The sequence below is a fragment of the Simkania negevensis Z genome (assembly GCF_000237205.1).
GTDB lineage: Bacteria > Chlamydiota > Chlamydiia > Chlamydiales > Simkaniaceae > Simkania > Simkania negevensis.
On the sequence record NC_015713.1, the window covers coordinates 2136350 to 2154998 of the forward strand.

The following is an 18649-nucleotide window of genomic DNA, read 5'->3' on the forward strand; positions in this document are numbered from 1 at the left end:
ACCTCGTAACCCAAATGATTGCCTAGAAATGCTCATATGGATTTTCGTTTTTTTTTCAGATTCACAAAGCCAAACTTTTCACATACTTGATGAAAAAGAAGGAAAAGTGCGACTTTGTGCATCTGAGGAAAAGAAAAATTTCAGATGGAGGTTCATAGGTTGTTACTTGAGTTACTAGGTCAAAGATTTAATTTTATCGATAATCTGTGAGGTTGAAAGACCTGGAACAAGAGAAACAATATGAATTTTTCCACCATACTTGCGAACGGTATCGGCTTCAATACAATCTTTCCCATACTCGGAACCATTGACGTGAACATCTGGCTGGATCACGCTGAGGAGTTTACAAGGATCTGTTTCATCAAACCAAGTCACATAATCCACAGCTTCAAGAGCTGCAACCATTTCAAGACGATGCTTGAGGGTAATTAGGGGGCGATCAGGGCTTTTGTATTCTTTGATGGAACGGTCAGTATTGAGTGCCATGATGAGGCAGTCAGCTTGCTTTTTGGCCTCATGAATGATTTTCAAATGTCCTGCGTGCAGCAAGTCAAACGACCCATTGAGAGTAGCGATGGTGCGACCGCTTTTCCGAATGGCTGCAACTGTCTCAGCGAGCTTTTCGGGTGGGACTTGCTTTGCATTCATCATTTTCTCCTAGGGAACGCTAGACGATATACCTCATCATACGTGTCGACAAAGTGGACTTTCAACCCTTTTTTCAGGTAGGTGGGTAATTCATCGTAATCGCGCCGGTTTTCCTTAGGAAAAATCAGGGTTTTGAGCTTGGAGCGCTTAGCAGCAATGAGCTTTTCTTTCAGCCCTCCAATCGGGAGGACTTTGCCAGTTAGGGTGAGCTCACCCGTCATCCCTAAATCCTTAGCCACAGGAGTTTTCATGAGAAGAGATAAGAGCGCTGTTACCATGGTGATCCCTGCAGAAGGGCCATCTTTAGGGGTTGCTCCTTCTGGAATATGGACATGGACCTCTTTTCCTTCAAAAAAGGTTTTTTTAGGAGCATACCGCTTGGCTTCGCTTGCAGCATAGCTCCAAGCAATTTGAGCCGATTCTTTCATCACATCGCCAGCTTGCCCCGTTAGCTTCATTTGGGATCTCTCGGCCGGATTTTCTATAGCTTCGATGTAGAGAGTCGCTCCTCCCATGGCTGTCCAAGCAAGTCCTGTGCAAACTCCAATCGGAGTCTTTTCGAAGAAACGGTCCGAAGTGAAAATCGGCTTTCCAAGATATTTTTCGAGATTATTTTCAGTGATCGTGACACTTTTAACTTTTTTCCGTCCCTTTTTCTGTTCACCTTTCACAATCTCAACGGCGACTTTTCGGATGATCTTTTTCAAATTATTCTCGAGGTTCCGGACTCCAGACTCACGTGCATATCCTTCGATAATTTGTTGAATAGCACCGGTATTGAATTTGATTTGATTTGCCTTAAGCCCGTGTGACTTACGATTTTTCGGAATGAGGTACTTCTTCGCAATTTGAACCTTTTCTTCTTTGATGTAACCTGATAGGCGCAAGATATCCATCCGGTCACGCAAGGGACCTGGAATGGTATCTAAAACGTTAGCTGTCACGATGAAAAGAACATTCGACAAGTCACAATGGACATCGAGATAGTGATCGAGAAAGTCTTTGTTTTGCTCAGGATCTAGGACCTCGAGAAGAGCCGAAGCAGGGTCCCCTTGATAGCTGCTGCCCATTTTATCGACTTCGTCAATCATGATGACAGGGTTCATTGTTTGAGAAAACTTAAGGGCTTGGATCATTTTTCCAGGCATTGCCCCAACATAAGTCCGTCGGTGCCCTTTGATTTCAGCCTCATCTCGCATTCCCCCAACTGAAAAGCGGAAGAACTTACGGTTTAGGGCCCGAGCAATACTTTTTCCAATACTCGTTTTCCCAACGCCAGGAGGTCCGACAAAGCAGATGATGCTTCCTTTGAGTCCCTTTGTCAGCTTACCGACCCCAATGAACTCTAAGATGCGCTCTTTGATATCTTGCAACCCATAATGGTCTTCATCTAAAACTTTTTCAGCTTTTTCGAGGTCATGATTTTCATCACTGAAAGCTCCCCATGGAACAATAGTGAGCCAGTCGAGATAGTTCCGAGAAACAGAGTATTCAGCTGATTGGACTTCAAGGACGTTGAGCTTTTCTAGCTCTTCATCGATCACTTTTTGAACATCTGCGGGAACAACTTTATTTTTGAGGCGCTCTTTGAACTTTTCGGTATCAGAGGTCTTGTCATCTTTCTCTAGTCCAAGTTCTTTCTTGATTGTCTTCAGCTGCTCCCTTAAGAAAAACTCTCGTTGCGTCTTTGAAATGGTCGCTTCAATCTTTTGATTGATACTGCTTTGGAGTTTACTGAGATCGAGTTCTTTTTTCAGGAGAACGAGAGTTTTATCAATACGACTTTGTACATCAAAAGCTTCCAAAATATCTTGCAACTCTTGCCGTCCGGCTGTTGTGAGAGCAACGGCAAAATCGGCCAGTTTTCCAGGTTCTGTGAAGTCTGAGTGCCCTAAAAAGATTTGCAGCTCCTCTTTAAAGAGGGGATTGAGTTTGAGCAGTTCTTTAATTGTGGTGATAATGCTAATTGAGTAAGCTTTAATGATCTTCGATTGCTGCTGAGTGATTTTATCTTGATGATAGGAAACCTTTGCTCGCAAATATTTCGACTTTTCAACCGGCTTTACAAGCTTGATCCGCTGCTCCATATTCAAAACAACTTGCGCGCCCCCTTGTTCTAAGGGAACAATACGCAAAATGTTAGCCATAACCCCAACTTGGTTGAGGCCATCGTATGAAAGGTCATAAATATTGGCTTCTTCTTCTTTGGTCAGAAACAAGCCAAGCATTTTATGTGACGATTTTGCAACAATTTTTAGCACTTCATAAAAAGGTCCAGGTTCAATCACAAGTGGCGCAGCCATTCCAGGGAAAAAGGGGCGACGGGTCAAGGGGAGGATAAAAAGTTCCTCTGGAAGTTCCGGAGTGGCTTCTGATTTCTTTTTATCTCCAACGAGTTTTTCAAAATCTGAGTCGAGGAGCGAATCAGTCAAATTAATCGAGGGATCAGTCGGCTGATCTTCCATCGAGAAATCGTCTTCTGGAAAGTCATCATCATCATCATGTGTTGTCAAAGGAAGACCCCTTCAGTTTTAATGTTTTATGAGGGCAACGTCAAAAGCCCATTAGTGTAGCAACAAAATCTATAATAGGCAAACCTCTATCTAACTTTTTATTATGATGGTCAGAAAATAATTACAACTGAGATTTATTCCCCCTTATGCTATCTTCTTCACTATGAAATTTCTAGTGATTGAAACAAGCGGCGATAAAAATTTCGTCCTCCTTTCAAACGGAAACAAGCTGACGCAAGAGGCTCTTCCTACCCGTGAGCAACGGGATCATCTTTTGCCTGCCATTGACCGTTTACTTGAAAACTCTGAGCTCGAATTAAGTGATTTAGACTTTATTGCTGTTGGCAACGGGCCTGGATCTTTTACTGGAACGCGGATTGGAGTGCTCACAGCAAAGACCTTAAGCTTTGCCAAGAAGCTCCCCTTGATCCCCTTTTGTAGCTTTCTAGCATTCATGCCCCTCGAAAAGGTCCCTTTTTTTCTTCTTGTCGATGCAAAGTCCCATGGCTACTATGTATATGATGGAGAAAAGGTCCAATTGCAAAAAAAGGACTCTACAGAAATCCCAACAAACATCCCACTCTATTCCCCTCATCCTACTCTAATGCATGTTGAGACTAAAAAAGCTGACCTCAACCTCCCCTTTCTTCTAAATCACTTAGAGCAAGCCTTTGCAGCTGGAGAGGTCTCTTTTCATGACACAGTGAAGGTTTCTTACCTTGTATATCAATAATAGATTGAATAATATGCCCTTTATCCTTTAAAATAGGATGACGTCAAATTTTTGAACGTACAAGATTCATAAATGGCAAAAAACTTTTAGGATGTGATCTTACTATGCCAAACGTTAAGGTTCGTACAGGTGAGTCGATTGATAAAGCCCTTCGAGCTCTCAAGAAAAAACTTGATAAGGAAGGAATCATGAAAGCAGCGAAAGCTCACCGTTTCTATGACAAACCTTCTGTAAAAAAACGTGCTAAATCTAAAGCGGCTCTCAAATACCGCATAAAAAAAGGCCGTTAAAAACTCAATTTTTTAGCAGTTAAAATCCTTAACTGCTAAAAAATTTGATCTAAAACCACTCCATTTGTTACGATAAGCATGAATAAAACAGGCCAACAGCTATAAAACATGACGGATTATTACCAAGTGCTTGGCGTTCCTCGAGAAGCCACTGCTGACGAAATCAAAAAAGCTTACCGCAAACTGGCGGTGAAGTACCACCCAGATAAAAATCCTGGTGATTCCTCTGCTGAAAAGAAATTCAAAGAAGTTTCTGAAGCTTATGAAGTTCTCAGCGATGACAACAAGCGGCGAATGTATGATCAGTATGGATCAGATGCTCTAAGCGGCGCTGCTGGAATGGGCAGAGGTGGCCATGGCTTCGCTTCGATGGAAGAAGCTTTACGCACATTTATGGGTGCATTTGGTGGTGGCGGCGGCGGAGACTCGGTCTTTGATTCGTTTTTTGGTCAAGAATTTGGCGGTGGCACAGAAATGGCACGTCAAGGCGTGAGCAAAAAAGCTCAGCTTACAGTTTCATTCGAAGAAGCTGCAAGCGGCGTCGAAAAAGAAATTGTCGTCACAAAGTACGTCCAATGTGGTCAATGTAATGGCTCGGGAGCACGGACTCCGCAAGACATTAAGACTTGCTCCAGCTGCCACGGAAGTGGTTACATGCATCAAACACGGGGCTTTTTTAGCATGTCGAGCACATGCCCTCATTGTCATGGTTCAGGAAAAATGATTTCTGTTCCCTGCAATGATTGCCAAGGCATTGGAAAAGTGAAAAAGAAAGATCGAATTAAAGTGCCCATTCCTGCTGGAATTGACGATGGGATGCGCCTCAAAATGACAGGACACGGCGATGCCGGTGAAGCGGGCGGACCTCCAGGGGACCTCTACGTTTACATCCGTGTGAAACCGCACGATATCTTCACCCGTGATGGTGATGATCTCATTCTCTCGCTTCCTGTCACGATTACTGAAGCGACTTTGGGATGCAAAAAAGAAATCCCACGCCTTCTTTCCAAAAAACCTGTCCGCCTGACAGTTCCTGAAGGAACACAAAGTGGAAAAGTTTTGCGGGTAAAAAATGAAGGCCTTTCTAACGTCCACGGACGCGGAAAAGGAGACCTTCTCATCCATATTCAGGTGGAAACGCCTGTCAACCTCTCTAACAAGCAAAAAAACCTGCTCGAAGAGTTTCAAAAAACAGAAAACCCTGACAACTCACCACAACGAAAATCGTTTTTAGATAAATTGAAGGTTTTTTTTTAGAAACTTTGCGTACAGTTGCCCAAAGATTCGTTAAATCAAATTAATCGATACCGATTCGATGCGCCAATCTTCGTTGAATACCATGACTTCATAGGCATACAGTGACAAGCTGTGTCGATGAATGCCATTTCTGAAAAATAAATATCAGAATTAGAGTAGAAACCTGAACTCTGGGTTTATTTTGCTTAGTCTCAGGAGAGAAAGTTCTCTTAAATTCTCGGTATTTTTGCCGATGGAAAGGGCTAAACGGTCTTTTTCGAAGCAAAAAGGCTGAGAAGAAAGAGAAAAATCCCTGAGAATGAGTGAAAGAAACCCAGAGTTCAGGTTAGAAATTTTCGAAAAAAATTGGGCGTAATCGGAGATAATAAAAAGGCCGTCATGTCTTCACACAACGGCCGGGGACCAGACATTTCAGTCTGGAAAAAGAAGGGGGAAGTTTGTTTGTGAAGATTCTAAAATCGCTTTTTATCTTCACTTACCTATTCGTTTAACATGCCTTCATCTTTTTGTCTACGCATTTTTTTTCAAAACTTGAAAAGAACAAGTTTTTTCTCTATAGTAAAGCAGAAAAACTTAGCTAAAAAAAATGCCAACGCTCAAAACCGAAAACTGCAACATTTATTACGAAGTCAAAGGGCAAGGCCCCCCCCTTGTTCTTATCAATGGTTTCACAAACCATCTTGGAATGTGGGATAATTTTGTAGCCAGTTTACAACATCAATTCCAAGTTCTCCAATTTGACGCACGCGGTGCTGGCCGCTCTGAAACCCCATCAACCTCTATTACCATTGATCACATTGCTGACGACATCATCGCTCTTCTCAATACACTTTCACTGAAACAAGCAGATATGGTTGGTTTCTCCATGGGGTCTGTCATCATTCAATCGTTAGCTCTTCGTTACCCTGATCGTTTGAACAAGGCTGTGATGATTTCCCCTTTTAATCGCTTTCCTACAAGTGCGTATTTGCAAGCGCTCAATTATGCTCACTTACGCGACTATGGGCTCTCCCCCCACCTGCTCATTGAAAAAGTTTTGCCTTGGATCTATTCCAGCTCATTCCTACAAGATCCTGTCCGCGTTAAACAAACGATCGAAGAGCTTGAAAACACTCCTTACCCACAATCAAACGAAGGATACGATAAGCAGTTAGATGCCCTTCGCTCGTTTGACAAAACAGATAAACTTCACGAAATCGCTCATCCCATACTTTTAATTGCCGGTGAAGAAGATCTCTATACTCCCCTTTACACAGCGCAAAGGCTCCATGAGCTTTTACAAAACGCCACACTTGAAATTCTTTCCCAGGTTGGGCATATGGGGCATATAGAACGAAAACATGAAGTCTTAAATTTGATTACAACATGGCTTTTGCAAAAATAAACAACATCAACATGTATTATGAAGTCAAAGGTGAAGGCGAGCCGATCGTTTTCCTTTCAGGCTTTTCGACCAATCGAGAAACGTGGCGTAACTATTCAGACCGCCTGTCTTCTAGCTACCAGACACTCATCTTAGATAATCGAGGAGCAGGAGAGTCGGACGCACCACCCCCTCCCTATACAATTGAAATGATGGCAGAAGACACTGCTGCACTGATGGATCATGTGGGAATCAAGGAAGCCACCATGATTGGTTCTTCAATGGGAACAGCGATCATTCAAACACTTGCGCTCCGCTATCCAAATAAAGTGAAACGAGGAATCCTGATTTCACCTTTTGCCAAACTCCCCCTCACTGCTGTCATGAAATCAGAAACCATTGGAAAACTTTTAGAAGCTGGCGTCCCTCTTAATCTTGTGATCGAAAGTGTCATTCCTTGGCTTTACAGCAATGCCTTTCTCAACGATGGGGACAGAGCCAAAAACAAAAGCCAAGAAATGCTTGAAAACCCCTACCCACAAACACCAGAAGGTTATCTAGGACAACTCACAGCCCTTAAGACATTTGATTCGCGAGAGCACGTTGGAGATATTCAAGCGGAAATGCTACTCATCGCCGGCAGTGAAGATCTCTCCACCCCCCTTTATTGCTCTCAATACTTAGCTGATCACCTTCCAGTCTGCACGCTCAAAGTCTTTGAGCACGTTGGGCACATGGCACATGTAGAACAACGTGACAAGGTCTTTGAAGTGATTCAAAAATTTCTTAATAATTAATATTATATAATTTTTTATTGTTTTCATTTATTGAGTTTTGTGTTATAATATTTTTAAATTTCTTCAATAAGAAGGGTAAATATGTCAGCAATAACTCATCCTACAGCTGGAGGTCTAATCCAAGCTGGATGTCAAAATCCTATTGAACTCCCAACTGTTACTTATGAGGAGTTCCAGAAATCATTAGGACCAAAAATCACTCATGGAGACAATGGGCAAATTCACGAAGTTCTTGGCTCTGATGGAAAGAGAATTTATAAAATCATCCCTTTAGAAAATTTCAAAAATGGAGATGAAATTCGAATTTCAGAGATTGCCAGCAGGCTTCGAGTTGCTCCTCAATTCCATCAAGCCTTTTCACTTGACGCTGGAGAAAAACAATTTGTTGTCATCGAAATGGATCATGGCGGTAAATCCTTAGGAACGCACATGGAAGATGTTGGATCTAAAACTGCAGAACCAGAGCCTGACGCAGATACAGATTCTTTGGACCATCTTCCCCCTCAATTTAGAGAAATGATAAGGCAAATGCAAGCAAACGATCCGTTTAAAGTAACTGTCATTAAGAAGCCTCCCAAAGCCTCTATTGAAGACACCTTGACTGCTATCTATGAAGGAAAAGTCGAGACTTTTTATTTCCAACTCTTCTCTCGTATCAAAGCTCTTGCAGAAGCAAAAGTCTCTTTTGCAGATACTCATGTCGGGAATATCCTTCCTAACCCACAGAAAGCAGATGGATTGAGGCTTATAGATTTTGATGCAGCCTCTATTGAATCGTCTGTAGATATTGCTAAAGCAAGAAGTTTGAGTGGCTATACTCTTGTGCATCTTCAAGGATTTCAAGCGCTTCCTGGTTTATCTTCAGAAAGTCAATCTCTAATTAAATGGTTTTAGAAGTAATTAAAGAGAGGGGCTTGCCCTCTCTTATTGACTTACGAAAGTTTTTCGTCTGCAAAAATTCTCATGGCTGCTGCCATGTATTCAGGAAGCTCGTGGTGAAAATGTTCGAGTTGTATACGAAACGCTTCTTTTTCAACATAAAGCTTCGCTAAAGCTAGGTAAACGGCGCTTGAGCAATTGTGAAACTGCTCGGCAAAATGGTAATGCCGATCAATTGCCTTTTGCACTTCATCCGAATCTGGCGCTAGGGCTTCTTTTAAGCACCCTGCAATGGCTTGATAGATCTCGGTGTAGTCTCGCTCAAGCTTTTCGTAATAGGCTTGATCTTGCGGCTTTGTTTGCTTGAGGTTTTGCAACACGATTTTTTCAGCTTCGCTATCGCATGCTTCGGGATCAATGAACACTCCCACATAATACGACTCTGGTCCTTTTCCTTTAGACCACTCGCGAAACCCGCGATATATTTCATCTTCTTTTATCATGATTTGACCTCTTAGGTGTAAAACTGTTTTGTCGATTGTCTTGAGCAGCTCTTCTGTTCGCTCAAGACGTTTCCGAAGCGCTGCTTGATGTGAGGAAAGGGCTTTGAGTTTATCAAAGTCATTTCCCAAAGTAGCTTTTCGGATTTCATCCAAAGGAATGCCGAGTTCACGATAAAAAAGGATCTGCTGAAGCAAGAGTAGTTGTTCCTCTTCGTAGTACCGATACCCGTTGTTACCATAATAGGCGGGCTTTAGCAGACCAATCTCATCGTACCAACGAAGAGCACGCTCGGTGACTCCAGAAAGCTCTGCTAATTTTTTGACCGTATAACTCACAAACGTCTCCTTTGTTTGAATGACAATGAGAATAAAGTTTCACGTAACGGAAAGGTCAATGAACCCATTTAAGAAATCAAAAGTATCAGGTCATACCAACTATACTCAAACAACTTCAAAACCAATTTTTGAATTTGTTTGAGTATAAAAATTTTAGCCTTATTTTATAAATTATAGCTTATTGATATAATAAATAAACAGGGGAGTATTTGCTAATATAATTAATAATTTTTTGGAGATAATTATGACACAAGCTGTCAACCCTTCAATTGAATCTTATAAAGATTCGTGGGCAAACTTTGATCAAAACACCATCGATGCAATGCTTGACTCGATGCATGTGAATGTGATCAATGTCTCATTTGCAACCTTTTCTCCTTCTGGAGACCATACTTTCACTATTAATGGCGTCGAGGCAACTCCTGAACAGTTAAAATATTTCATCGAAAAGGCTCATGAAAAGGGAATTCAAGTGAAGATTGCCATTGGTGGTGCCACATATGGCCTGTCTGGGATGCTTAAAACGCCGGAGGATGCCCAAGGGATGGCCTCAGCAATTTCAGATTTTATCAACCAATATGGGCTCGATGGGGTCGACCTCGATATCGAGGATTATCCGGCTGCGGATCTCCAAATTGATCTGATTAAAGATCTTAGAGCTCAGCTCGGCCCAGATAAGCTCATTTCCTATACAGCTAAGGCGCCCGCTTCCACAACTCAGCCCTATGCTGATGTGATTAAAGGGGCTTATAATGAGTTAGATGGGATCAATATTATGGCGTATGACTACGGCCCAGGCTATGATTATAAGCAAGATGCCCAAACCCTGATCAATTGGGGGGTTCCTCCTCAGATGATCAAGGTCGGCCTCATGCCTGGCTATGACGATATGGGAACGTATACATCTAAGGAAGATATTGAAGCCGTAGCAGAATATGCTAAAGACCAAGGACTTGGAGGGGTCATGACCTGGGATCTTGATCGTGACTACACCAATCAGGATGGCCTAGGCCAAAATGTGGCCACCAATACGATTTGGGACGCCTTCCATTCTAGCCATATGGCCTAAGCCTAAAATTTCAGGCCTCTAGAGATCTTCAGAGGCCTTATTTTCAATAATTTATAAATTTATTTAAAGAAAATGTTTTAAATAAATTAACTGTTTGTTAATATTATGTTAGAAATAGGGAGGATTAAGTAGGGTCAAGATCCTACTTAGAGACCGGCAAAACGATCTCAAAAAAAAAGGAAAATCATATCATTTTCCGCCAAGGAGCGCTCGCTGCTCCAAATTACCCACTTTGATAAAACAGTTTTTCTTTAAGTAGTGACGTTGTGGCACTTTCTTCATTGACTGAAGAAGGTTGCACATGATCATTACTTACCCCTGGCAGTTGATTGTTCCCAGCCCCTCTTCTATGGTCAACTGCCTTTTTTTATGCCATTTTTTCATCAGCATTTACAGCATACGTAAAAGGTTCACCCATCTTGAGAACCTGGATGCGATCCTCTAGATCTCCTGCTTTTTCTATGAGAGCTTTTATCGGACCTTCAATTTGCTCTTTTCCTGTTCGATAGGCTCCCCAATGAATCGGGATAAGCATCTTGGCATCTAATTCGCGCATTGCCTCTAAAGCCTGCTCTTCATCTATATGAACTGTGAGTTCGTTTTGAGGTGCAATGGGCAAAAAAGCAATATCAATTAAGCCAAATTGGTTGCGAACTTGTTCGAAAAGTTTTTGGGGTTGGAGATCTTTATCTACGAGCTCATGCCCCAACGCAGTATCCCCTGAAAAGTAAAGGGTAACCCCTCCGACTTCGATGACATACCCACACCAAAGCATCTTGTTCATATCTAAAAGGCCTGTTTGGGATCCGTGCTGCGCTGGAACGACTGTGATGCGTATCTCTTGTCCATCTCTTGTTAATTTCACAGACTGCCACCACCCACATGTTTCTACTCGCTCAAAACCGTTCCCATGTAACCATCCTTCAGATCCCTTGCCTGCAAACACAACGGGTGCATACGGTGCAAATGTTTCGACTTGATTGGCATGGTCTGCATGGTTATGAGAAAGAAAGAGAACATCAATTAATGGCAATTCTTCACGGGGAATACCTGGCTCAACATGTCGAATAAAACAAGGAGAGACAAATCCAAATGAGGGATCAAATAAAAGGTTCATTCCTGCAACTTGGATAAGAACGCACGCATGCCCAATCCAAGTAATAAGAGGATCATTTGTGAAATTGCGAGGTGTGACAGGAGCAGATATCCGATATGTTTCACTCAGGTCTTCAAGGTGTGTCACGGCATCTGCCGCCCCCACAAACAAGAGGCGCAACGTTTCAATAAATTGGGTCCAAATTGGCTCCCCTGGATAATTATGAAAACGCCCATTTTCGAAGTAAGGTTCGATTTGATGAGGGAAGGGCTGAACCTCTTCTTTAACGAGTACAAGAAGGGGAAGATCGGGAAGCTCAGTAGGAGTTTCCCAAAAACTACGTCCTTGTAGCTTCTTCATTTTTTCTAACATAATCTGTGCTTTTGCAGTGGTGTGATCAACTTCACGGAGGACATCAACAAATCGCTCTTTCAAAGCCCTTTGATGCGCATCTGTGAAAAATGAAAAGACGTAGTTTGCAAAAGTTTGCGGATAGGAAGCTGGTTTAATCTCCCCTTCTTCTAATGTCAGCCACCAGTAGGCATCTAAAGCGCCAAGAGCGCATTCAAGTTCTTCGATCATTGATCTCGGACCATGACGATTTGATACTGTTTAAGTAAGTCGATAAACTCGTCAGGATTCGAGTCGGCGGCTTCTTCGAAAAAGTTTTCTAATCCCGCTGGAGAAATGTAGAGCAAAAACCGACAAGGGTTGTCATAGGGGTTTGCAAAATCATGCACTGCTTTTTTTGGAATGTAAACGAGTTCACCTGGCGCAAGTTCTTTTTCTTCATCTGCGACTTTGATTTTTAATTTCCCTGAAAGAATAAAAATCGTTTTCGAACAGTTTTCATTGTAATGGTCTCCAGGTCCAATTGCTCCTGGATAGATGTTAAAATCTAAAAGAGAGAAGAGACCACCAGTATCGGTTCCGCGAAGTTTTATGCGATAAACCATCGTTCCAATGTCGTATTCTTTTCCTTCCTTAGATTTAAGGAGTACAGGTTCCATTGTTAACCTCTTCTTTGTGAATAAGCCCTTGCTTCATGAGGAATTGTTCCGCATTGAGGTGGGCAATTTTTTTTATTTGGTTATGAGATAGCTCTTTTTCCAAAAATTGAAAAAACTCTGGATAACAGGCTGAACTATCGAATTGTAAATAGTACGGCTTTAAATCTTGAAGGGTTGGGGTTTCAATTCCTCCGAATAGATCTCCTCCTAAAGCAATGGCATCGGATCCGACGAGTTCGATTCCGTATTGAATATGTTTTAAAAAGTCTTCGTTTTGCTCTCCAATAAAAACACGGATAAAATTGATACCAATGACACCTCCAAAGTTTGCAATCTCTTTTGCAACAGCATCAGGAAGGTTCCTAGGACAGTTCAAGATGGAGCGAAAATTGGAATGACTGGCAATCGGTCGAAGTTTGAGGCTTTTTTTATGAATATAATTGAGAATGTCATCGGCTAAAGGGTCTGATGTATGGCTTAAATCAACAGCAATCCCCTCTTCCGCTAAGATTTCAAGAGCAATTTCCCCTTCTCGTTTTAACCCGACTTGCGTGAGGTTTCCTCCACCAAATCGGTTTTCCTCATTCCAAGTCAAACTGGCATACACTAAAGGGTCTTCTAAAGACTTTAACCGCTCAATTAAATATTCAAATGGTTCCTTTTCTTCCAAAAGACACGATAGGTTCTCGATTGCTAAGGCAAAGTGGACTCGCTTTTTTTCAGGGGTGTAATTGGTAATAGATGCAACTCGCTCTTTAAAATCCCGTAGCATCTTGTAGTAAGCATAGAGTTCTTCTGTGTAACGTTTATAAGAGCCTTTAGTAGTTTCTGACCAGAGAGCTAAGGTTTGAAGACGTACGTTTCCTTTTTCAAGAAGAGGAATCGAGCAGTTGGATATGGGATCCAATGGAGAGTTTTTTTTCGGATCTACTCGCAAATAAGCAAGTAGGTCGCAATGCAAATCAATTACCGGAACAGACATCTGTCACCTAATGTGTGCGTGCGCAAATAGTATATGGTATTCTGCAAATTTAGGCTATATGCATTGATAAATAGATGTCTAGAGATGTCATTAAAAACTATATTCGACAAACAGGCAGCTTCGGCGAAACCCCATCCGTTCATAGAGACTTTTCCCTTCTTCTGAAGCTTGGAGCGTCGCGAGGTGGAACCCCTCTTGTTTTGCACATTTGAGCAAATGATGCATCATTGCACTGCCATACCCTTTTCGACGATAGGAGGGATGAGTCATGATGTAATAGACTCCAGCAACATTGGCATGCAAGACTAAAAGACCTGTTGTCACCGGTGTATTTCCTTCGTAGCCAACGTAAAATCTTATGGGGGTTTGCCTTTGATACAAGATGGGAGGAATGAGTTGATAATACTCCTCATAAATCGCTTCATATCGACTAAGAGCAATAAAAATAGCGGCAAAGTCTTTGAGTTTTTGACGCTCTTCAATCCGGTGGATGTCAAGAGAGTTTTGAATTGGGACTGTTTCTGTGAGCGGCATGAACATCCCAATGTCTTCCTCTTTTTCTTTTAACCCCGCAGCTTTTAGAAGCTGCGCCAAATCTTTGGGTGTATTGTTTTCACCTACCCACCAGGAAAAGGGCAAGTTTTTCTCTTTATAATGGCCAAGAACTGCCTGAATTCTTTCTGGAGCTGACTTTGATTCAAATTTTGCATCGACAACGTAATTGTATGTATCATCTTCCATTTCTGCCCGCACTACAGTGACGTCAGGTTCAAATACAATTTCTTGAGTCGTCACATATTTTGCAAAAAGGGTCATTGGGAGAAGCATGTTGGCTTCCATTGCATCTTGAATTTGACTGCCCGTCCACGCATTCCGTTTACTTCCCCATTTCCGCATGGAGGGGCTCCCTTCAAGGGCAGCAAGACGGTCTATTCTTTTGATAAATGGGGTCTTTTCCAAAGTGTAACGCTGCCGGTCATTTGAGCTGCGCGTAAGTAACTCTTTTTTTAAATCGCTGTAAGCCTTGATTTCTTCAGGATGATTGCGAAGATAATCCCGGAAGCGGAGATGCCGATCAACTTCAGGATCGGTATCTTCAAAGATATGGAGATGTACCGCAGGAACCGATTCCTTTATGAAATAACTGCGGCGCCGCATTCCAAACTCTCCATACGACTTGTATCCTAATTGCTCTAGGGCACCATGATAAGAATCTAGCAGTGTTACATCTGAAACAATTCCCAGCAGATCTAAGATAGGTTTTGCCCAAGATGAGGGAATAGAGGTACTTCCAATGTGATGCAACATCAGTGGAAATGCTTCAAAAGCCAAATGGATTCTTTCTATTTCTTTTTCTGCCTGATCCTTCCAACTCGGGTCATAAGGCAAGAGATCAATCGTTCTCATGGTTAAAACTGCCATTTCACATGGGTGGCGAATAAAGTAAGATCAATTGCTGCAAATACCCCACATGCAGGATAAGATGTCTCTTGCCCCATTTGAGTCGCAAGCCAAGGAACCCCAAACAGTGTTAAGAAAAAGGGAAGAGCAAACACGACAATACTACGGACCTTTCTCACCATGTTATCATTGAGGTGAAGCTTGTCATTCAATTGTCCATAAAGACTAGATTGGGTTGCAAATGCTAAGCAAACAACCCCACTTCCCGCGGTTAACCCGGATAAAACTGCTTCTGTTAAAGTCGGAGCAGGAATTTGGACATAACTTTTTCCAACAAAATGGACAGCCTTTAAAGTCGCCGCAATGACTGTATTCACGGCAATTGATCCAAATGAATTTCCAAGGCTTGCTTGTGTAATGTGTAGATATGACATGAGCAAAATCAGTTCTTTGAATTAATCAACTGATTTATTCTACTCAGGTTTAGTATTTTTTAAAACAATGTTCTTAATGTCCTTCCACCGATGTGTTGATAAGAGATCAAAAGAAAATAACGCAATATCAAAGAGCAAATATGGAACAAGTTTTCTAGGTGATACTTTATCAACTCCTATTTCTTCTGGTCTTGCATAGATTGTACTTGCAGCGCTTCCTATTTTCCCAACCACAACGGAGATCGTCATAGATAAAATAATTGGAAAAACTAATTGAGTGATGAGATGAATCAGGTCTTGTATATCCCGATTCACGTGCATAGATTGCAAGGGTTTCCTCACAAGATGCGCATGTGGTAGAATCGCCCCAAAGCATCCTCCAGCAATTCCCCCAGCAAGTAGAATGAAACGGTATGCAAAAGATGACTTATACGTCACAAAAAATGATTGGTTAGTTACCATCCATGCCGCTGAGTTAACGAGTATTCCTAACGTACTATATTTAAATGCACATTCCATTGCTGCCTGTGTCATAATACTGAATCTTCCTCTTTTTAACTTCTCAATAGATTGTAGCCAGACAAGCTAAGAAAGGCATCAAATGCTGCATAAGCAGCCAAATGACTCAGTGAGATGTTTCGTCCAACTAACGCTGCGATTGGCTTGGTGAATAGCATGGTCATAAAAAATGGGAAAGAAAAGATCAATACACGCTTCATCATATAACGGGTGCGAGCTGAATCAATCTCTTGAGCTTTCCAAAATTGTTCAACCTGATCTGGGAAAAAACCAATCCCTGCAAGAGTTAGCCCACTTCCTATTCCAGCAAGACCGCCAGCAATCCCACTTGCTATGACACTATGTGAAGGAACCCAATGAACCAATTTTGTTCCCCAGTTCGCTAAGATATTAATCGAAGCGAAAGCAAAGCTGGTTATCCCCACAAAGGCAACAGCATCTTCAATTACTGACATCTTTAGTTCACCTTATTTATTTATCAAAAAAATTATAGAGACAGAAACAATTTTAGTCAAATTTAAAAAAATGACAACTAATATACAAAAACAACAACATTTAATATAATTAAATCATCCAAAACCAAACTTTTGTTTTATTATTATGGAACCCATTGATAATATTGATACAATCCCTCTTCATGAAGGAATTTTTAGTGAATTAGAAGAAAAGGCTCAAGAAGCAAAGACAAGTCTTTCTTTTAACACAGTTCCGACAGACATGAAGATGGGATGTGGAGCCACTAGGCGCCGAGCCCTTTCTGAGAATTTTGGGGGTTTACGCCTCCTCCCTCCCAAATTTCAAACTAAACGGGAAAAGAAGGCGATTCGAGAAAGTGAAGAAATCAAAAATCTTCTTAATGGCCAAGATATTCTTGCCATTCGCAAGGTTGATGGGGGTTACCTCGTCTTGACGGAAGATCAGCAACTTCATGTCAAAATCAATTACCTGCCAAATGAAATGCCTGGGCCAGCGAAATTTGAGCTGAATCCTGGTAAGCCTGAGCCGAGATAAAAAAAAGGCTGACCCTCAGCAGGGTCAGCCTTGATTCAGATCCTATCAGTCTGAACTTAAAAGTCTAATCGAGCTTTAAGAGTCAGCCCGTAGAACATGATATCTTCTGATGCCTTTGATACAGATAGCCTTCTAGGGAGAGAGAAGTCCAAAGAAGTTGTCGTATCCCCTGCAAGCAATGTTTGGTTTGCTCTCCAGAAATACTCTACTTCATAACCTGCACCTAAAGTGATGTGCTGACGTTTGTCATTGATATATGTTTCCCAAATTAAACCAAGCATCATTTGCGCAGTTGGCACAAAATGATGTTCGGTACTACGCAAGTGCATCCTAATTGGAGCTGGAAGGTTTACGTTAGGAATATTGACATCGATTCCCGCACTCATACTTGAACGTGTATAGGAGTAGAGGAGAGCTCCAGTGATTCTTCCAACAAGGCTAAATCCATCTCCAATATACCCATTGACAGTCACACCCATACGTGGTCCTAGACCCCACATGACTGATTTATCTTTCATTTTTCCATTAATGTTCGAAAACTGTGGAAGATTTGGAAAAAATATTTCAGAGTAGCGCACGTTTTGTCTATCATAAAGCCAACTTGACTTGAGTCCAATTTCTGGGCGAGCCGAAATTGTACGACTGAGAAAGTACTCACGTCCAATTTCAAGGTTCACATTATTGTAGTTCAAATCATGATGCGATCTTGCATGGCGCCATGGAACTGAATCAGGGAGTTTAAGTGAAATAGTAGCACTTGGCTCGATCTTTGTCGTTCCAGACGAATCATTCGATTCGAACCATGTATAGTTGATATTCACATCCCAATTATCATGGAAAAAATAGCTGCCGAGACCCACGCGAAGTCCCCAGTCCCAACCAAATGCATCATCTTTTACCCGTCCTTCAATAGGAGGTCTAAGAAAATAGTCGTTCTGGTCGACAAACACGCTAACTGTTTTGTCTGAATATGCATATTCAGTGGCACCAGCTTTTGCATGCCAATATAACGGATCAATCCAGATGTACCATCCATTGGCACCTTCTGTACCCGCAAATGTAAAACCTGCACCAAATGTGCCTTGAGGGTTAGTCACCCCCACTTCCTGCATTTCTTTTTCGAGCTCTGTAATCCGGTCTTCCATGCTATGCGCCAGCAATTGACTACCAAGCATCACAAAAGCCAGACAGCTCAGCCATCTAAAAGTAGCTTTCATACCCACACTCACTTTGAACGCCATATAGCGGTCCTTATATTTCTTTCACCTAAACCCTGCTATATTAATTAAGGGAAATTAAAACAAATAAAAAAATAAAAAATTTTCTAGTATCGTTCTTTTATTCTCTTAATAATATCTGTTGTAGATATGCCTTCTGTATAGGGAACTGTCCTGAAAATCCCCATTTCAACAGCAGGGCTGTATTGTTCCATAATTCGATCCATATCGTAGTCATCGCCATGGATCACAACATCAATCTCATGCTCTTCAATCCACGTCCTTGAAATTCCAATCGGGCTATTAAGGATCACTTCATCGACATAGCGACAAGCTTCGATGACAGTTTTTCTCTCTTCAAGAGTAAGGATTGGTTGCCGCTTGTAATCTGTGACATCCTCATCTCCATGAATTCCAACAATTAAGTAATCTCCATACTGCCTGGCTTTTTGGAAAAACTGAACATGCCCTGCATGAAATAGATCTCCGACGACATCCACATAGACCCGAACAGGCTTGCTCTCGTTTGCAAAAGATGCCGCTGCAAATAACATAGAAAAAATAAAAATGAAGCGTTTCATAGCTCTCTCT

Annotated in this window: 20 protein-coding genes; 8 read left to right on the plus strand and 12 right to left on the minus strand. The window is 41.8% G+C overall.

The window, feature by feature from the left end; genetic code table 11:
- Positions 1-174 precede the first annotated feature (174 nt).
- Positions 175-651 carry an adenylyltransferase/cytidyltransferase family protein gene (locus SNE_RS10435; protein WP_013944396.1) on the minus strand — a complete coding sequence of 159 codons (477 nt, stop codon included), beginning with the start codon at positions 649-651 and terminating at the stop codon, positions 175-177.
- Positions 648-3113 carry an endopeptidase La gene (gene lon / locus SNE_RS10440; protein WP_041419481.1) on the minus strand — a complete coding sequence of 822 codons (2466 nt, stop codon included), beginning with the start codon at positions 3111-3113 and terminating at the stop codon, positions 648-650. Before lon ends, SNE_RS10435 begins: the two co-directional genes overlap by 4 nt.
- 223 nt (positions 3114-3336) lie before the next feature.
- Between lon and tsaB the strand changes: the two genes are divergently transcribed.
- From tsaB to SNE_RS10470, 6 genes are all read left to right on the plus strand, one after another.
- Positions 3337-3894 carry a tRNA (adenosine(37)-N6)-threonylcarbamoyltransferase complex dimerization subunit type 1 TsaB gene (gene tsaB, locus SNE_RS12455; protein ID WP_158307242.1) on the plus strand — a complete coding sequence of 186 codons (558 nt, stop codon included), beginning with the start codon at positions 3337-3339 and terminating at the stop codon, positions 3892-3894.
- A gap of 104 nt (positions 3895-3998) precedes the next feature.
- Entirely contained in the window at positions 3999-4184 is a 186-nt protein-coding gene (gene rpsU / locus SNE_RS10450) for a 30S ribosomal protein S21 (RefSeq protein WP_013944399.1), read from the plus strand.
- Positions 4185-4292: 108 nt separating this feature from the next.
- Positions 4293-5441, plus strand: coding sequence for a molecular chaperone DnaJ (dnaJ, locus tag SNE_RS10455; protein ID WP_013944400.1), 1149 nt, complete (start codon positions 4293-4295; stop codon positions 5439-5441).
- A 586-nt stretch (positions 5442-6027) separates the two neighbouring features.
- Positions 6028-6825, plus strand: a complete 798-nt coding sequence (locus SNE_RS10460; RefSeq protein ID WP_013944401.1) for an alpha/beta fold hydrolase — start codon at positions 6028-6030, stop codon at positions 6823-6825.
- Positions 6807-7601 (plus strand): alpha/beta fold hydrolase, encoded by a 795-nt coding sequence (locus SNE_RS10465; protein WP_013944402.1) that lies wholly within the window; start codon positions 6807-6809, stop codon positions 7599-7601. The genes SNE_RS10460 and SNE_RS10465 overlap by 19 nt, the downstream gene beginning before the upstream one ends.
- An 81-nt stretch (positions 7602-7682) precedes the next feature.
- Positions 7683-8495: a hypothetical protein gene (locus SNE_RS10470; protein WP_013944403.1), complete on the plus strand. Its 813-nt coding sequence runs from the start codon at positions 7683-7685 to the stop codon at positions 8493-8495.
- 38 nt (positions 8496-8533) lie between these two features.
- Here SNE_RS10470 and SNE_RS10475 read toward each other — a convergent pair whose 3' ends face one another.
- Positions 8534-9319: a MerR family transcriptional regulator gene (locus SNE_RS10475; protein ID WP_013944404.1), complete on the minus strand. Its 786-nt coding sequence runs from the start codon at positions 9317-9319 to the stop codon at positions 8534-8536.
- A 244-nt stretch (positions 9320-9563) separates the two neighbouring features.
- Here SNE_RS10475 and SNE_RS10480 point away from each other — a divergent pair, with 244 nt between their 5' ends.
- On the plus strand, positions 9564-10388 hold the full coding sequence (locus tag SNE_RS10480; RefSeq protein ID WP_013944405.1) for a glycoside hydrolase family 18 protein: 825 nt from the start codon (positions 9564-9566) through the stop codon (positions 10386-10388).
- Between the two features lie 367 nt (positions 10389-10755).
- On the opposite strand, the gene SNE_RS10485 is transcribed toward SNE_RS10480, so the two are convergent.
- From SNE_RS10485 to SNE_RS10515, 7 genes are all read right to left on the minus strand, one after another.
- The gene (locus tag SNE_RS10485; RefSeq protein ID WP_013944406.1) at positions 10756-12066 is read right to left on the minus strand and encodes an MBL fold metallo-hydrolase; all 1311 of its coding nucleotides are present in this window, start codon (positions 12064-12066) and stop codon (positions 10756-10758) included.
- Positions 12063-12494, minus strand: coding sequence for a cupin domain-containing protein (locus tag SNE_RS10490; protein WP_013944407.1), 432 nt, complete (start codon positions 12492-12494; stop codon positions 12063-12065). The genes SNE_RS10485 and SNE_RS10490 overlap by 4 nt, the downstream gene beginning before the upstream one ends.
- Positions 12475-13476: a dipeptidase gene (locus tag SNE_RS10495; protein ID WP_013944408.1), complete on the minus strand. Its 1002-nt coding sequence runs from the start codon at positions 13474-13476 to the stop codon at positions 12475-12477. The genes SNE_RS10490 and SNE_RS10495 overlap by 20 nt, the downstream gene beginning before the upstream one ends.
- A 90-nt stretch (positions 13477-13566) precedes the next feature.
- On the minus strand, positions 13567-14883 hold the full coding sequence (locus tag SNE_RS12460; RefSeq protein ID WP_158307243.1) for a bifunctional GrpB family protein/GNAT family N-acetyltransferase: 1317 nt from the start codon (positions 14881-14883) through the stop codon (positions 13567-13569).
- A gap of 2 nt (positions 14884-14885) precedes the next feature.
- The gene (locus SNE_RS10505; RefSeq protein WP_013944410.1) at positions 14886-15311 is read right to left on the minus strand and encodes a hypothetical protein; all 426 of its coding nucleotides are present in this window, start codon (positions 15309-15311) and stop codon (positions 14886-14888) included.
- Positions 15312-15350: 39 nt separating this feature from the next.
- Positions 15351-15845, minus strand: a complete 495-nt coding sequence (locus tag SNE_RS10510; protein ID WP_041419069.1) for a hypothetical protein — start codon at positions 15843-15845, stop codon at positions 15351-15353.
- 20 nt (positions 15846-15865) lie between these two features.
- Positions 15866-16285: a hypothetical protein gene (locus SNE_RS10515; RefSeq protein ID WP_013944412.1), complete on the minus strand. Its 420-nt coding sequence runs from the start codon at positions 16283-16285 to the stop codon at positions 15866-15868.
- Positions 16286-16430: 145 nt separating this feature from the next.
- On the opposite strand from SNE_RS10515, the gene SNE_RS10520 reads away from it, so the two are divergent.
- Positions 16431-16841 (plus strand): hypothetical protein, encoded by a 411-nt coding sequence (locus tag SNE_RS10520; protein ID WP_013944413.1) that lies wholly within the window; start codon positions 16431-16433, stop codon positions 16839-16841.
- A 56-nt stretch (positions 16842-16897) separates the two neighbouring features.
- Here the strand turns inward: SNE_RS10520 and SNE_RS10525 are convergent, their stop codons facing one another.
- Together SNE_RS10525 and SNE_RS10530 are read right to left on the minus strand one after the other, a co-directional pair.
- On the minus strand, positions 16898-18058 hold the full coding sequence (locus SNE_RS10525) for an Lpg1974 family pore-forming outer membrane protein (RefSeq protein WP_148259012.1): 1161 nt from the start codon (positions 18056-18058) through the stop codon (positions 16898-16900).
- A gap of 107 nt (positions 18059-18165) precedes the next feature.
- Complete coding sequence (locus tag SNE_RS10530; protein WP_013944415.1) at positions 18166-18639, minus strand: adenylyltransferase/cytidyltransferase family protein; 474 nt, start codon at positions 18637-18639, stop codon at positions 18166-18168.
- Positions 18640-18649: the final 10 nt, after the last annotated feature.

Coding starts and splice junctions, on each gene's coding strand:
- SNE_RS10460 (WP_013944401.1), top strand. CDS start 6,028: ATGCCAACGCTCAAAACCGAAAACTGCAACATTTATTACGAAGTCAAA.
- SNE_RS10525 (WP_148259012.1), bottom strand. CDS start 18,058: ATGAAAGCTACTTTTAGATGGCTGAGCTGTCTGGCTTTTGTGATGCTT.
- SNE_RS10530 (WP_013944415.1), bottom strand. CDS start 18,639: ATGAAACGCTTCATTTTTATTTTTTCTATGTTATTTGCAGCGGCATCT.
- SNE_RS10435 (WP_013944396.1), bottom strand. CDS start 651: ATGATGAATGCAAAGCAAGTCCCACCCGAAAAGCTCGCTGAGACAGTT.
- SNE_RS10510 (WP_041419069.1), bottom strand. CDS start 15,845: ATGACACAGGCAGCAATGGAATGTGCATTTAAATATAGTACGTTAGGA.
- SNE_RS10515 (WP_013944412.1), bottom strand. CDS start 16,285: ATGTCAGTAATTGAAGATGCTGTTGCCTTTGTGGGGATAACCAGCTTT.
- SNE_RS10480 (WP_013944405.1), top strand. CDS start 9,564: ATGACACAAGCTGTCAACCCTTCAATTGAATCTTATAAAGATTCGTGG.
- SNE_RS10495 (WP_013944408.1), bottom strand. CDS start 13,476: ATGTCTGTTCCGGTAATTGATTTGCATTGCGACCTACTTGCTTATTTG.
- SNE_RS10470 (WP_013944403.1), top strand. CDS start 7,683: ATGTCAGCAATAACTCATCCTACAGCTGGAGGTCTAATCCAAGCTGGA.
- SNE_RS10465 (WP_013944402.1), top strand. CDS start 6,807: ATGGCTTTTGCAAAAATAAACAACATCAACATGTATTATGAAGTCAAA.
- lon (WP_041419481.1), bottom strand. CDS start 3,113: ATGGAAGATCAGCCGACTGATCCCTCGATTAATTTGACTGATTCGCTC.
- SNE_RS12460 (WP_158307243.1), bottom strand. CDS start 14,883: ATGAGAACGATTGATCTCTTGCCTTATGACCCGAGTTGGAAGGATCAG.
- SNE_RS10505 (WP_013944410.1), bottom strand. CDS start 15,311: ATGTCATATCTACACATTACACAAGCAAGCCTTGGAAATTCATTTGGA.
- SNE_RS10485 (WP_013944406.1), bottom strand. CDS start 12,066: ATGATCGAAGAACTTGAATGCGCTCTTGGCGCTTTAGATGCCTACTGG.
- dnaJ (WP_013944400.1), top strand. CDS start 4,293: ATGACGGATTATTACCAAGTGCTTGGCGTTCCTCGAGAAGCCACTGCT.
- SNE_RS10520 (WP_013944413.1), top strand. CDS start 16,431: ATGGAACCCATTGATAATATTGATACAATCCCTCTTCATGAAGGAATT.
- SNE_RS10490 (WP_013944407.1), bottom strand. CDS start 12,494: ATGGAACCTGTACTCCTTAAATCTAAGGAAGGAAAAGAATACGACATT.
- rpsU (WP_013944399.1), top strand. CDS start 3,999: ATGCCAAACGTTAAGGTTCGTACAGGTGAGTCGATTGATAAAGCCCTT.